Consider the following 13,448-nt stretch of genomic DNA (forward strand, 5'->3'; position numbering starts at 1 on the left):
CTCAACACCAGTCACGTCATTCACGACCGCTTATGAATCAACTCATTTTGTTGGAAACGTTACGTTAGACTACACCCTATTGTTACGCCGGTTTGACGCAGAATGTTTCCTGTAAAATAGGGCCGTTCCTAGCATTGTTTTACACGCGTCTAGTGGGGTCTAGCCTTATGTTTACAGAAAGTGGTGAGTGTGGTGTTATCGTCTGACGGTTTCCATAGGTTGCATCCCTCAGTGTGGTGTGACGCTTGCTGATGGTCACTGACATCTTGCGCCACTTGAAGAGTGTGAGACGGCAAAAACTAATCCAACTGGTCCACAGCGAGGTCCCAATACTCGCTGGGTAGTTTGCCTCTAAAAGGCAGCGGAGCTTAGGACCCCAACCCCGCACCCTACGTGACGGCGGTAACTATAGTTCGTAGACATGACCACACCACAAAATAAGACGCAGCACGAGTTGCTCCAAGAACGCGCAGCGGCGGTGGACCTGCGCGCCTACCACCTCCACCTCGATCTCTCGGAGGTACTCGATAGCCCCACCTACCGCGTGACTACCTGCCTCGAACTCAGCAGCAGTGAGCCCGAGCTTTTCCTGGATTACCTGGGCGAATCCGTCGCGGAGGTCAAGGTCAATAGCACTCCGCAGGAGGTGGACTTTGATGGCAGCATCATCCGGCTGCACGGCCTGCCGATAGGAGAGGAGCTCGCCATCGAGGTCACCGGCCACTCGCGCTATTCGCGCACCGGCCAGGGTCTGCATCGGATGCACGATCAGGCCGATGACGCGACCTACCTGTATTCACACCTCGAGCCTTCCGACGCCCGCCGCATCTTCCCCTGCCTGGAGCAGCCGGATCTCAAGGCCGTCTTCCACGTGCGCATGACCGCACCGAAAAGGTGGCAGATCCTTTCCAACCAACCGGAAGTCGAACGCAGCGAGGAGGGCGATCTCGCCACCGTTACTTTTGCGCCAACCCCGCCGCTGTCGACGTACCTGACTTCTTTCGCCGCCGGCCCCTACCGGTACCAAGAGCGCACGTGGACCGCCCCGGATGGCAGCCACTCGGCACAGCTGCGCGCCTTTGCGCGCGCATCCATGTTTGAGCACCTGGACGAGGAAATCCTGGAGCTTACTGCCCAAGGCATGGACTTTTTCCACCAGAACTTTGGCTATCCCTATCCGTGGGGCAAGTACGATTCCATCTTTGTACCCGAATACAACCTGGGTGCCATGGAAAACCCCGGCCTAGTGACATTTACGGAGAACTACATTTTCCGCTCCCGCGCCACCCGCGCGCAGCATGCCGGCCGTGCAAATACCATCCTGCACGAGATGTCCCATATGTGGTTCGGTGATCTGGTCACTCCGCAGTGGTGGGATGACCTGTGGCTCAAGGAGTCTTTCGCGGAGTTCATGGGCGCGGATTCTTCTGTGCACGGCACCGAGTACACCGAGGCCTGGGCTAACTTTGCCGGTGCCCGCAAGAATTGGGCCTACCTGCAGGATCAGCTGCCCACCACGCACCCGATCAAGGCGGAGATCCCAGATGTGGATGCCGCGCGCCAGAATTTCGATGGCATCACCTATGCCAAGGGCGCGGCGGTGCTCAAGCAGCTGGTGCACTACGTCGGTCGCGATAATTTCTACGCCGGGGCGCGCGACTACTTCCAAGAACACGCCTTCGCCGCCGCCACCTTTGATGACCTCCTAAAGGCGCTAAAAAAGCACACGCACCGCGATCTTGATGCTTGGTCGCAGGCCTGGCTGCGCACGTGGGGTCCGGATACGCTCACGCCGGAGCTGCACACCGAAGGCGAGAAGATTGCGGAGCTGGCCATCAGTGCAGAGGCCGAGGACGTCTGCCGGCCGCACCGCCTGACCGCCTCGCTTTTTGATGCCGACTTACACAAGTATCGCGAGATCGACATCGATCTCCCCGCAGGCGATGGCACCACCCGCACCATCATCGATGAGGCGGCCGGCCTACCGGCCCCAGCATTGCTGCTGCTTAACGACGCCGACCATACCTACGCCAAGATCCGCTTCGACGAGGCCTCCCTAGACGCAGCGAGTGAGCGCCTGACCGACATCGAGGATGAATTGACCCGCGCGGTAATCTGGACCGCCCTGTGGAACCTCACCCGCGATGGGGAAATGTCGGCGATTGACTATGTGGGGGTCGTCGTCAAGCACGAAGCCTACGAGACCAACACGACGCTGCTGGCTACTGCCTGCGCCAATGCCAATTTTGCCATTGCACACTATGTTGCAGACGCCGACCGCGAGCAGGTCCGCACCGACTATGCCGAGGCAATCTGGGGCCATCTGAACGAGGCCGAACCAGCCTCGGACGCCCAGCTTGTGCTCGCTCGCGCCGCCATCCGCGCACTCGCCGCAACGCCGGAGGAATCAGGCACCGCGCGCCTTAAGGCCCTGCTCTCCGGTGACATTGCCGGCCTTCGCTTGGACCCCGAAATCCGCTGGTCCATCCTGCGCGCACTCGCCGCCCGCAATGCCGTAGAACTAGACGAGTTGGAGAAAGAAAAACAGCGCGATAATACGCTAACCGGTGCTACGGAATTCCTCGGTGCCAGCCACGCTTTCCCCACGCCAGAGATCAAGCGTGCCGCGTTCGATAGGGCGCTCACGCCGGGTGCTTACTCCAATGCCGAGGTAGACGCGCTCGTCGCCGGCTTCAACGCCCCGCGCTCTTCTGCGCTACAGGAGGCCTTTGCGGAGGAATTCTTCTCCCGCGTGGAAGATATCTGGGCCGCGCACCCCATCGAGATTGCCAACCGGCTCATCCGCGGCTTTTACCCGGAACTGCCCATGGCCGATGACGCCACTACGCGCCTGCTGCACCGTGAGCTGCCAGGAGCACTGCGCCGCGTTCTCCTGGAATGCCGGGATAACCTGCGGCGCACCCTACGCGTGCAGGCTGGTCAATAGACTGTACCGTCCTGCGTTCGCGCTCTGCTTCCCCTCGGGTCACACTGTGTTTAACAGTTGTTGATCCGGGGGGGGAATCTACATATGACACTGAGCCATAATCGCAGTGACGAAGAACTAGTTGATGCCTTTATTGAGGGGGATAATAAAGCCTTTTCTACCATCGTGGAACGCCACCGCACACGGCTGACCACTGTGGCACGGCGCTACACCAGAAACGAGCACGATGCCCAAGATGTGGTCCAGGAAGCCTTCCTGCGCGCCAGCTGCAACCTGCACTCTTATCGCCGCGAATCCGCGCTATCGACATGGTTGCACCGGCTAGTGAAAAACTCTGGCTATGACTACCTCAACCATCGCTCGAACAGGGAAAATGCTTCATTAGATGCGGAGGACTTTGACTACGATCGCAACCCGCTGCTCGCGCATAACCCTTCCGAAAACCTAGCGGAGCAGCTGGTGGTGCGAGAGGCAATGCAGCTGCTGCGGGAGGATCAGCGCGAAGCGCTGGTGCTTACCGACGTCGCCGGGTTCCGCGTCGGCGAAGTTGCCACCGCCCAAGGGGTAAAGCCCGGCACCATCAAATCCCGCCGCGCCCGAGCGAGGGAAGTCCTACGCGCCGCCATGGGGTGAGTTTGCTAATACCGACGTTTGTCAGCGTGGCGGGTAGACTCAGGGCGTTACGCGAAACCACACTCTGATTTAAGGGAGTTAGCAATGACCGTCCACGATGTTGCCATCGTAGGTTCCGGCCCTGCCGGTTACACCGCCGCGCTGTACGCGGCACGCGCCGAGCTCAACCCGATCGTCTTCGAGGGCTTCGAGTACGGCGGCGAGCTTATGAATACCACCGAGGTAGAAAACTACCCCGGCTTCCAAAAGGGCATCATGGGCCCAGAGCTCATGGAAGAAATGCGCGCCCAGGCTATCCGCTTCGGCGCGGATCTCCGCATGGAGGTCGTTGACTCCGTAGAGCTGGAAGGCGATATTAAAAAGCTGCACGTGGGTGACGAGCTCTTTGAGGCCCGCACCGTTATCCTCGCCACCGGTGCCGCCCCGCGCCACCTCGGCGTACCAGGTGAGGAAGAACTTACCGGCCGCGGCGTTTCTACCTGCGCTACGTGCGATGGCTTCTTCTTCAAGGACCACAATATTGCCGTTATCGGCGGCGGCGACTCTGCCATGGAGGAGGCTACCTTCCTCACCAAGTTCGCGGACTCTGTCACCATTGTGAACCGCTCCGAGAACTTCCGCGCCTCCAAGATCATGCTGGAGCGCGCCCAGGCCAACGAAAAGATCAAGTGGGAGACCAATAAGGTCGTCGAAGAAGTTATTGAAGCCGATGGCAAGGTCGGCGGACTCAAACTCAAGGACGTCACCAACGGCGAGACTTCCACCTTGGACGTCACTGCCATGTTCGTAGCAATTGGCCATGATCCGCGCTCTTCCTTCCTCAATGATCAGGTCAAACTCAATGACAACGGCTATGTTGTAGTTGAACAACCCACCACCAAGACCTCCCTGCCAGGCGTTTTCGCCTGCGGTGACTTGGTGGATGACCACTACCAGCAGGCAATTACCGCGGCCGGCTCCGGTTGCCGTGCGGCAATTGATGCGGAACATTTCCTCGCAGAAAACCGTTAATTCAGTATGAGCAATGTCAAGAAAGTAACCACCGATACGTTCCGTAAGGACGTCATCGAGTCCGATAAGCCCGTCGTCGTCGACTTCTGGGCCGAATGGTGCGGCCCGTGCAAGAAGCTTTCCCCCATCCTGGAAGAGGTAGCGGAGGAGTTGGACGGCCAAGTCACCGTCGCCAAGGTTAACGTCGATGAAGAGCGCAATCTGGGCGCCATGTTCCAGATCATGTCCATCCCAAATGTGCTGATTTTCAACCACGGCGAGAAGGTAGATGAATTTGTTGGTCTGCGTTCTAAAGATGACATCGTGGCGCAAGTGAAAAAGCAGCTTTAACTGTTAATCTAATTTCTATTAGATTAAGCGTGTAGAAATTCTGGAATGCGGCCCAAACTAAAGCGGGCTGCGAAAGGGGTAAAAGGCGTGAATCGCGTTCTTCGAGTCGGCGATACAAGCGTGCGTGTAGCTGAGGCTCGCGCCACCTTGGCCCGTCTCGGCCTCTTGTCAGATTTCAAGGGGGAGCTTTCTGCATGGAAGAAGCAGAAGTACTCCGAGAGCGACAAGAGCTTTGATGCCAATTTGTCTGAGGTCCTCAAGGCCTTTCAGCAATCGCGCGGCATCGTGCCCACGGGTGAGATCGATGACCTCACCCTGCGCGAACTGCGCCAAGCCTCGTACACGCTCGGCAGCCGCGTGCTCAGCTACGAGCCCGCAAATACACTGGTGGGTGACGATATCTCCCAGCTGCAGCAGCAACTGCAGGAACTTGGTTTCTACCAGCAGCGTGTAGATGGCCACTTCGGCCCTAAAACCCACGCCGCGCTGAAGGAATACCAACACAACTGCGGCCTGCAAGAAGACGGTGTGTGCGGCCCCGCCACCATCCGCGCCCTTGGACTGCTCGGCCGTCGTATTACCGGTGGTTCCGCGCACAATATCCAAGAGCGTGAGCGCGTTCGCAACGCCGGCCCAAAGCTCGCGGGCAAGCGCGTCGTCATCGATCCCGCCCTAAGCGGCGGCGAAGCTGGACAGCTGGTCAAGGGTCGCTTCGGCGATATTTCAGAGCAAGAAATCCTGTGGGATCTTACCCAGCGAATCGAAGGGCGCATGATTGCAGCGGGAATGGAGACCATCATCTCCCGGCCTCGGACCTCCGATGCGGACGTCAAGTCCCGCGCCGAACTGGCTAACGCTTTCGATGCGGACATGGTCATTTCCCTAGCCTGCGATTCCTACCCCAATGAGAAGGCAAATGGTGTTGCCACCTTCTACTTTGGTTCTGAGTTGGGCAATTCCTCGCTCATTGGTGAGACCCTCTCCGGGTTCATCCAGCGCGAAATCGTCGCCCGCACCGAGCTGCTAGACTGCGGCAACCACGGCCGCACCTGGGATCTGCTGCGCCTGACCCAGATGCCGGTCATCCAGATCGTGCTAGGATATCTGACCAACCCAGAAGACGTAAAGATTCTCACCAATCCGTCCCGCCGCGATGACATTGCCGAAGCCATCGTCATTGCAGTAAAGCGCATGTACCTCATGGAGCAGGACACCGCCGTGACAGGCGCATATAAGTTCTCCGAGCTTCTGCAAGCCGAGCAGGCCTAGACCTAGTCACCTAAGCCAAAGCGCGAGCAAGCAAATCTTCAACAGCCGCCGCACTGAGCACATCGTGCTCCGGTGGAAGCTCCAAGCGCAGGCGGGGGAGTACTGGGTGATCTGCGGCTACCTCAAAGCCGGCGGAGCGCAAAGTCTCATAAGACATCAGCCCGATATAGGCCGGTTTGTGACCCAAGAAATCCGCCGCTGCGGTTGGATCGCCGTAATAGCCAAAGGCCTCCACGGCGGTGCTGCCGCGGTTAGTTAGGTGCATAATGGCGGCGTCGACAAGCACTGCCTCAATGCCACGCCCCGCTAAATGCGCCTTGACGAAGAGCGAGGTAATAACCTCCGCATCCTCAGAAATGGGTGCGGTGGGAAGTTTGGCGGTGCCGGCGGCATCCTCGCGGGAGCAAAACAAAATGGTGGCGTCCTCGCCCACGGTAAAGCCGCACTGCCCAAAAGACAGCAGGGTAGTAGCCAGCCATGCTTCCTTTTCAAAAACGGGATCGCTGACCGCAGCCTCAAGCTCCCAAAAGGTACTACGCGCAGCCTGGCGGTGGATGCGCGTGCCTTCGATCACCGGCTCGAGGATCATCGCCTCGGACTACTGCTGGCCCTCAATAAGCGACATGATGCGCTCGAAATCTTCTTGGTCGCCAAATTCCACGACCATCTTTCCTTTGCGCTTGCCCATTGTCACGGTGACCTTGGTATCGAAGCGATCGGACAGCCGCTCGGCGGAATCGGTGAAGTACTGCGGCTGCGGCGCTGGCTGCTTCTTCCTAGATTCAGCCGGTTTGCCGTCACGCTTATAGAGGGTCACGGCCTCCTCAGTAGCGCGCACGGAAAGGCCCTCCGCGATAATGCGGTTGGCAATGTACTCCATAGCCTCGGTGTCCTCCAAGGACAAAAGCGCGCGGGCATGGCCGGCAGATAAGGTCCCGGCGGCAACGCGCTTTTGTACCTCTACTGGCAGCTTGAGCAGGCGCAGCATATTGGTTACTTGCGGGCGCGAACGGCCAATGCGGTCCGCCAGCTCGTTTTGTGTAACGCCGAATTCTTCCAGCAGCTGCTGGTAAGCATGCGCCTCTTCCAAGGGGTTGAGCTGCACGCGGTGGATATTTTCCAGCAGGGCATCGCGCAGCAGGTTGTCATCTTTGGTATCGCGCACGATGGCTGGAATTGTAGCTAGGCCTGCCTTGGAAGAGGCGCGCCAACGGCGCTCACCCATAATGAGCTCAAAGCCGCCTTCTTCGGAAGGACGCACAACAACAGGCTGCAAAAGGCCGAACTCGCGAATGGAGTGTACGAGCTCGGCAAGCTCATCTTCATCGAAGACGGTGCGTGGCTGTTTGGGGTTGGGGATAATATCCCCAATAGAAATCTCGCGATAGGTCGCGCCGATGGGGGCCGGAGTGGCCTGGCGCTTCTTGGAAGACTTAGAACCCGAATCCTGTTGAATGGTCGGGGCACCTTTAACGCGCTTGCCCTCGCCACCCTTACGGCCCGGCTGCGGGGTGGAATTGCCCAAGATGATATCCGCAGCGGAATCGCCCAGGCGCGGCTTGCGGGTAGGTGCATCAGGACCGGACGGGATGAGTGCGGCTAGGCCTTTGCCAAGGCCGCCTTGCTTCTGTTCTGCCATGAGTTCCTATCCTTCCAATTCCGCGTAAATCTCTGGGCTCACGCCAATCGCCCCGGTGGTCGGGTGCGGGCGGTAATCGCCACGCCGGTCAAGCTCGCGCGCGGCCGCAAGGTAGGCGCGGGCACCGGTGGACGAGGGAGCATAATCAATAACCGTAGTACCGTACCCCGGTGCCTCGGAAACGCGCACGGAGCGCGGGATAACATTGGCCAGCACCACGGCTCCGAACTGTTCGCGGACGTTATCTGCCACGTCCTCGGCCAAGCGCGTGCGGGCGTCATACATGGTCAGCAGCACGGCGGAAATATGCAGATCCTCGTTGAGGTGCTCGCGAATCATGGAGATATTGCCCAGCAGCTGGCCCACGCCCTCCAGAGCGTAATACTCGCATTGAATCGGGATGATGACCTCTTCAGCGCACGTCATGGCGTTGATGGTGAGCAAACCCAGCGATGGCGGGCAATCAATGAAGACATATTCAAAGCCATGCTCTTCAAGGAAGCCATTATGCAGGGCGTCGTACAGCCGAAATTCGCGACGCACCAAGGAGACCATTTCAATCTCTGCGCCAGCCAGATCAATGGTGGCGGGGATGCAAAAAAGGTTCTCGTTGTGCGAGGAGGGCTGCATGGCCTTCTCGGCGGTGCAGTCCCCAAGGAGCACCTCATAGCTGGAATCGGTGCCGGAATTATGTTCCGCGCCCATGGCCGTGGAGGCGTTTCCCTGCGGGTCGAGGTCGATCACCAGCACTTTCTTGCCCTCTGTAGCTAGCGCTGCGGCCAAGTTAGCGGCGGAGGTGGTTTTGCCTACGCCGCCTTTCTGGTTAGCAATGGTGATAAGGCGCGGATTAGTCATGCCGTCTACTTTAGTTCACGCGCGAGACACGAATGATCGTGGTTCCCTCGATGGTGCTGACCTCGGCCTTTCCTCCGCCAGCCTTCTTAATGTCGGCGGCATCGCGTTCCAGTTCCTCGTGTACCGAAGAGCCCTTCAACGCGATCATCTCACCGCCCTTACGTACGAGCGGAAGCGACCATTTCGCCAGCTTGCCCAGGGGCGCGACGGCGCGGGAGGTGACCACGTCTGCTCCCGCCACGACCTTTTTAATCGGGCCTTCCTCGGCACGGCCGCGCAGGACCGTCACGTTGTCTAGGCCCAGCTCTTCTACGACCTCATTGAGGTAGTTATACCGCTTGAGCAGCGGCTCGATCAGAGTGATCTGCAAGTCCGGGCGCGCTATGGCCAGCGGAATGCCGGGCAGCCCGGCACCCGAGCCGACGTCGATAACCGTGGCGCCCTCCGGGATTGCCTGCTTGACGACGGCGCAGTTAATAATGTGTCTGTCCCACAGGCGTGGCACCTCGCGGGGGCCTATAAAACCACGAGTGGACCCGTCTGTAGCGAGCGAATCATGGTAAGCCTGCGCGAGGGGCAAGCGGGAGCCGAATACTACTGACGGGTCCATCTCGGACACGATGGGGTTCTCCTCCGTGTTTATTTGTTTTTGCGCTGTTTCTTGGTGCGGTTGTCCTTCTTGCGGGCACCCGGCTTAGGCGCGGAAGTGCGCTTGGCCTCTACCTTAGCGGCTTCCTCTTCTTCTTCCTCGCGGTCCATCTTGGCATAGACGATGCGGGTTTGGAAGAAGGTCCAGACCGTATTGGCCATCATGTAGAACAGCAAGCCAATCGGCCAGATGAAGCCGGAGAAGACCAGCATGGCCGGCATGACCCACAGCATCATCTTGGACATCATGGCCATTTGCTGCTGCATCATTTCCGCATTCTGGCCCTGTGGCGCCTGCGTCTTGCCAGCGGCACGGCGCTGTTCCTGGCGGTTTAGGCTCATGCGGGCATTGAAGTGCGTCAGCACCGCAATAATGGCAATCATCGGCACGATGATGACAGCGGCCTGCCCGGTCGTCACGCCCTCCACAATCGGCGAGTTCAAGCGCAGATTGGTCACCAACGGAACATCGAAAATTTTCGCATCAAGGAACTGCTGGACGAGTTCCGGCTTAAAGATGTAGTTTGCGGTATTAGCGTTTTCCTCGACAGACATCGGCTCGCCACTGGGGTGGCCCATGCCACCGGCCACGGCTACAGTGCGGTCAAAGGAACGCAGTACGTGGAAGAGGCCGATGAACATTGGAATCTGCACAAAGACCGGCAGGCAGCCCGCCATCGGACGAACGCCGGATTCCTTATAGACCTTCTGCATTTCCTGCGCGGCCTTGGTTTGATCATTGCCGTACTTCGCGCGGATTTCCTGCACCTTAGGCTGGATTTCCTGCATTTTGCGCGAGGAACGAATCTGGCTAATGGTCGGCTTGACCATGAGTGCCTTAAGCGTCCAGGTCAGCAGCACAATGGCCAGAATCCAGGTAATACCCCAGGCAGGGTCCATTACGAGGGACAGCAGCCAGTGCCAGAACCACAAAACGGCCGAAATTGGCCAGTAAATTAAATCAAGCACGAGTGTTTAATCCTCAGTTGTTGTTGGTACCCGGGACCGGATCGAATCCGCCCGGATGCCAGGGGCCACATTTGCAGACCCTGGCTATTGCCATCGCCGTACCCTTGATTGCGCCGTGTTGAGAAAGCGCCTCTAGGGCATAAGCACTGCATGTCGGCTCGAACCGACAGGTCGATACCATCTTAAGGCCAGAGACATGTTTTTGGTAGAAACGAACCACTTTGACCATTGGTTTGGCCAATCCTCTGGCTGGGGGAATTTCCTCCCCGCGGGAATTTAGATATCCCATTGCTTGCGCAGTGCTTTGGCAAGATCTTTTTCTAATTGCTCACTGCTAGCAGTGGCGCTGGCGGGCAAGGCACGGATGACAACGTCCACGCTGGCGGGCAGCTTGGGAATGAATGTCATGCACACATGGCGAAGCCGCCGGGAGGTGCGGTGGCGAACCACTGCATTCCCGACGGCTTTAGAAACAATCAGCCCAAATCGCGGCCCAGTGGCGGCGATATCGGCTGCCTTGTCCGTACCTGCGTTGTCGCGCGCATGCACGACGACCGTACGAGTGCCCGCCCGGCGACTGCCCTTCATCGTGCGCCGAAATTGCGTCGGCGACGTGAGCTTGTGCTGGGCTGGAAGCATAACTTATGCAGTCAGCTTTGCGCGGCCCTTCTTGCGACGAGCTGCAACAATGGCGCGACCTGCACGGGTGCTCATGCGGGTGCGGAAGCCGTGCTTGCGAGCACGACGACGGTTGTTCGGCTGGAACGTGCGCTTACCCTTTGCCACGTTAATTCTCCTTGAAGTTGTGCGTAGGCACACCACCGCGATGCAGCGGCACGCCCACTGATGAATAGATTCCATGAACCTGACGCATCACAGTCTCTCCGGTGCACGGCTAGCCGACGGGCCCAGCCAGTGCGAGGTGACGCTGTCACTTTCACGCGCAACTCTTCGTTGCAATAGACCATGCCAGATTACGTGATTTCTGCCGCTGGGAACAAATCGACACCCGGGTACACCCGAAATTACATAAATGTTTTTTCCTGCAGCTAGAGGGCCAGATTCTGTGCTCTTGCTGCACCTAATCCACCACACCGCAAGGCCCACCCCGACCTACTCCCGGGTGGTGAATTTTTCTCGCTAGACACACCCGCCGTTTCGGCGGTAGAACAGAAGAATCAAATTCCACAGCCCAACCGGTCATGTGGATAACTCTAAATCAACGCTTGAGACTTTTGTAGTTTCCGCAGCGTAAGGCCATAAACCGGCCAATGAAGAGTTATCCACAGTCATGAACTAAGCTGTGAATAACTATTTCATCCACATCTGTGGATAACTCTGTGGAGTTCGAGGTGACTCGATAAAAACCGATGTGAAAACCACAGTGGAATCCGCAGTGAAAATTGTTATTCAATGTCCACCCGTCCCCGACTAAATTCCACAAAGGTAGCCTGTTGTGACTGACCCACAAGCGAACCTGCATGCCGTTTGGCGCGCGGTCGTTGATGACCTGCTCGCACAATCCGAGCAACCCAATTCCGAGGTCCCCAGTTTTTCGCACTCACAGCGCCTTTACCTCCAACTGGTTCGCCCCATCATGATGGTTGAGGGCTACACCCTCGTCGCTGCCGAGAACCTGGATGCCAAAAATGTGGTCGAAAATGAGTTGGGAGAGCACATCGCCAAGGCCCTAACCCGCCACCTGGGCCGGCCGTGTTCCTTTGCGGTTACCCTTGCCACCCCGCAAGAGCCACAGCCGCCGGCTGCGGACCCTGCACCACAGCCAACTCCCCCTCAACAACAGCAACCGCCGCAGAACACGGAATCTACCCAGAACTACATTCCGCGCCCGCAGCAAACGGATGCCGCTGCACAGCAGGCCCCTTCCCAGAACAATTGGCAGTCGAGTCACGCCCCTGCAAGCCTGGATGAGCTGGCCCAGCACTATAACCAACAGCAGGCAGAGTCTGCGGGAAATTTCTCCGGTTCTGACACCAATTCCGCCCGCATCCCGCGCGAGGCCCCGGCGCACGATCCCAACCGTGAGACTTCCCTCAATCCGAAGCACACCTTCGATAGCTTCGTCATCGGTTCTTCGAATCGTTTTGCCAATGGTGCCGCCGTAGCTGTGGCCGAGAACCCCGCACGTGCGTACAACCCACTATTTATCTGGGGTGGCTCTGGTCTGGGCAAAACGCACCTTTTGCATGCCGCCGGCAATTACGCCCAGGTACTGCATCCGGGTCTGCGCGTGAAGTATGTGTCTTCGGAAGAATTCACGAATGACTATATTAATTCCCTGCGTGATGACCGTCAGGAATCATTCAAGCGGCGCTACCGCAACCTCGACATTTTGATGGTCGATGACATCCAGTTCTTGGAAGGCAAAGAATCCACCCAGGAAGAATTCTTCCATACTTTCAATGCGCTGCACCAAGCCAATAAGCAGATCATTTTGTCTTCGGACCGCCCACCGAAGCAGCTAACCACGCTGGAAGATCGCCTCCGCACCCGCTTTGAAGGCGGTCTTATCACCGATATTCAGCCGCCAGATCTAGAAACGCGTATCGCGATTTTGATGAAGAAGGCGGCCAATGACGGCACCGAAGTGGATCGCTCCGTGCTTGAGCTCATTGCTTCGCGCTTTGAATCTTCTATTCGTGAGCTCGAGGGCGCGCTGATCCGCGTTTCGGCCTATTCTTCCTTGGTGAATGAGCCGATCAACGTGGAGATGGCGGAAATCGCGTTGCGCGATTTGGCCCCAGATTCCGCCGATAGGCAAATCACCGCTACCTCGATCATGGAGGTCACGGCAGAATTCTTCGATATTGATGTAGAGACTCTGCGCGGCGCTGGCAAAAAGCGTGCGGTGGCGCATGCACGCCAGTTGGCTATGTATCTGTGCCGCGAGCTCACCGAGCTATCCCTTCCCAAGATCGGTGAACAGTTCGGCGGCAAGGACCACACCACCGTCATTTACGCGGATCGAAAGATCCGCAAAGAGATGACTGAAAAGCGCAATACCTACGACGAGATCCAGGCGCTTACCCAGCGCATCAAGAATCGCGGTCGCGCCTAAATCTCTCCGCCACTACTGCAGCGCCTTCCTTATATAAAGGAGGGCGCTTTTGCTTTCCCTTGACACTT

The 13,448-nt window shown here is 58.1% G+C and carries 14 protein-coding genes; 6 read left to right on the forward strand and 8 right to left on the reverse strand.

All coding sequences use genetic code 11. The features are described 5' to 3' along the window. The first annotated feature begins 421 nt into the window (after positions 1–421). The 5 genes from pepN to MHY08_RS06380 all read left to right on the forward strand — a co-directional run bounded on the left by pepN (position 422) and on the right by MHY08_RS06380 (position 6,190). Entirely contained in the window at positions 422–2,947 is a 2,526-nt protein-coding gene (gene pepN, locus MHY08_RS06360; RefSeq protein ID WP_239235952.1) for an aminopeptidase N, read from the forward strand. Positions 2,948–3,031: 84 nt separating this feature from the next. Beyond that, positions 3,032–3,580, forward strand: a complete 549-nt coding sequence (locus MHY08_RS06365) for an RNA polymerase sigma factor (protein WP_239235954.1) — start codon at positions 3,032–3,034, stop codon at positions 3,578–3,580. A gap of 84 nt (positions 3,581–3,664) precedes the next feature. Then, positions 3,665–4,591 carry a thioredoxin-disulfide reductase gene (trxB, locus tag MHY08_RS06370; RefSeq protein WP_239235956.1) on the forward strand — a complete coding sequence of 309 codons (927 nt, stop codon included), beginning with the start codon at positions 3,665–3,667 and terminating at the stop codon, positions 4,589–4,591. 6 nt (positions 4,592–4,597) lie between these two features. Further along, positions 4,598–4,921, forward strand: a complete 324-nt coding sequence (gene trxA, locus MHY08_RS06375) for a thioredoxin (RefSeq protein ID WP_049378064.1) — start codon at positions 4,598–4,600, stop codon at positions 4,919–4,921. Between the two features lie 87 nt (positions 4,922–5,008). Beyond that, positions 5,009–6,190, forward strand: a complete 1,182-nt coding sequence (locus MHY08_RS06380) for an N-acetylmuramoyl-L-alanine amidase (RefSeq protein WP_239228776.1) — start codon at positions 5,009–5,011, stop codon at positions 6,188–6,190. 10 nt (positions 6,191–6,200) lie between these two features. On the opposite strand, the gene MHY08_RS06385 is transcribed toward MHY08_RS06380, so the two are convergent. From MHY08_RS06385 to rpmH, 8 genes are read right to left on the reverse strand one after another with little or no spacing between them, the layout of a single operon-like run. After that, positions 6,201–6,779: a hypothetical protein gene (locus tag MHY08_RS06385; RefSeq protein ID WP_239235958.1), complete on the reverse strand. Its 579-nt coding sequence runs from the start codon at positions 6,777–6,779 to the stop codon at positions 6,201–6,203. Between the two features lie 9 nt (positions 6,780–6,788). Then, positions 6,789–7,829 (reverse strand): ParB/RepB/Spo0J family partition protein, encoded by a 1,041-nt coding sequence (locus MHY08_RS06390; RefSeq protein WP_239235960.1) that lies wholly within the window; start codon positions 7,827–7,829, stop codon positions 6,789–6,791. 6 nt (positions 7,830–7,835) lie between these two features. Then, a complete protein-coding gene (locus MHY08_RS06395) occupies positions 7,836–8,684 on the reverse strand; it encodes a ParA family protein (RefSeq protein ID WP_005326017.1) in 849 nt (282 codons plus the stop codon). A gap of 10 nt (positions 8,685–8,694) precedes the next feature. Beyond that, the gene (rsmG, locus tag MHY08_RS06400) at positions 8,695–9,294 is read right to left on the reverse strand and encodes a 16S rRNA (guanine(527)-N(7))-methyltransferase RsmG (RefSeq protein ID WP_239235994.1); all 600 of its coding nucleotides are present in this window, start codon (positions 9,292–9,294) and stop codon (positions 8,695–8,697) included. Between the two features lie 29 nt (positions 9,295–9,323). Further along, positions 9,324–10,301: a membrane protein insertase YidC gene (gene yidC / locus MHY08_RS06405; RefSeq protein WP_239235963.1), complete on the reverse strand. Its 978-nt coding sequence runs from the start codon at positions 10,299–10,301 to the stop codon at positions 9,324–9,326. Between the two features lie 13 nt (positions 10,302–10,314). Further along, positions 10,315–10,530 carry a membrane protein insertion efficiency factor YidD gene (gene yidD / locus MHY08_RS06410; protein ID WP_005326014.1) on the reverse strand — a complete coding sequence of 72 codons (216 nt, stop codon included), beginning with the start codon at positions 10,528–10,530 and terminating at the stop codon, positions 10,315–10,317. Positions 10,531–10,577: 47 nt separating this feature from the next. Then, positions 10,578–10,940, reverse strand: coding sequence for a ribonuclease P protein component (gene rnpA, locus MHY08_RS06415; RefSeq protein WP_005326013.1), 363 nt, complete (start codon positions 10,938–10,940; stop codon positions 10,578–10,580). A 3-nt stretch (positions 10,941–10,943) separates the two neighbouring features. After that, a complete protein-coding gene (gene rpmH / locus MHY08_RS06420; protein WP_003847033.1) occupies positions 10,944–11,087 on the reverse strand; it encodes a 50S ribosomal protein L34 in 144 nt (47 codons plus the stop codon). Between the two features lie 670 nt (positions 11,088–11,757). Between rpmH and dnaA the strand changes: the two genes are divergently transcribed. Then, complete coding sequence (gene dnaA / locus MHY08_RS06425) at positions 11,758–13,380, forward strand: chromosomal replication initiator protein DnaA (RefSeq protein WP_239235964.1); 1,623 nt, start codon at positions 11,758–11,760, stop codon at positions 13,378–13,380. Positions 13,381–13,448 lie beyond the last annotated feature (68 nt).

Origin of the sequence: Corynebacterium sp. ACRPJ, from assembly GCF_022347345.1 — a bacterium.
GTDB classification, from domain to species: Bacteria; Actinomycetota; Actinomycetes; order Mycobacteriales; family Mycobacteriaceae; genus Corynebacterium; species Corynebacterium tuberculostearicum_D.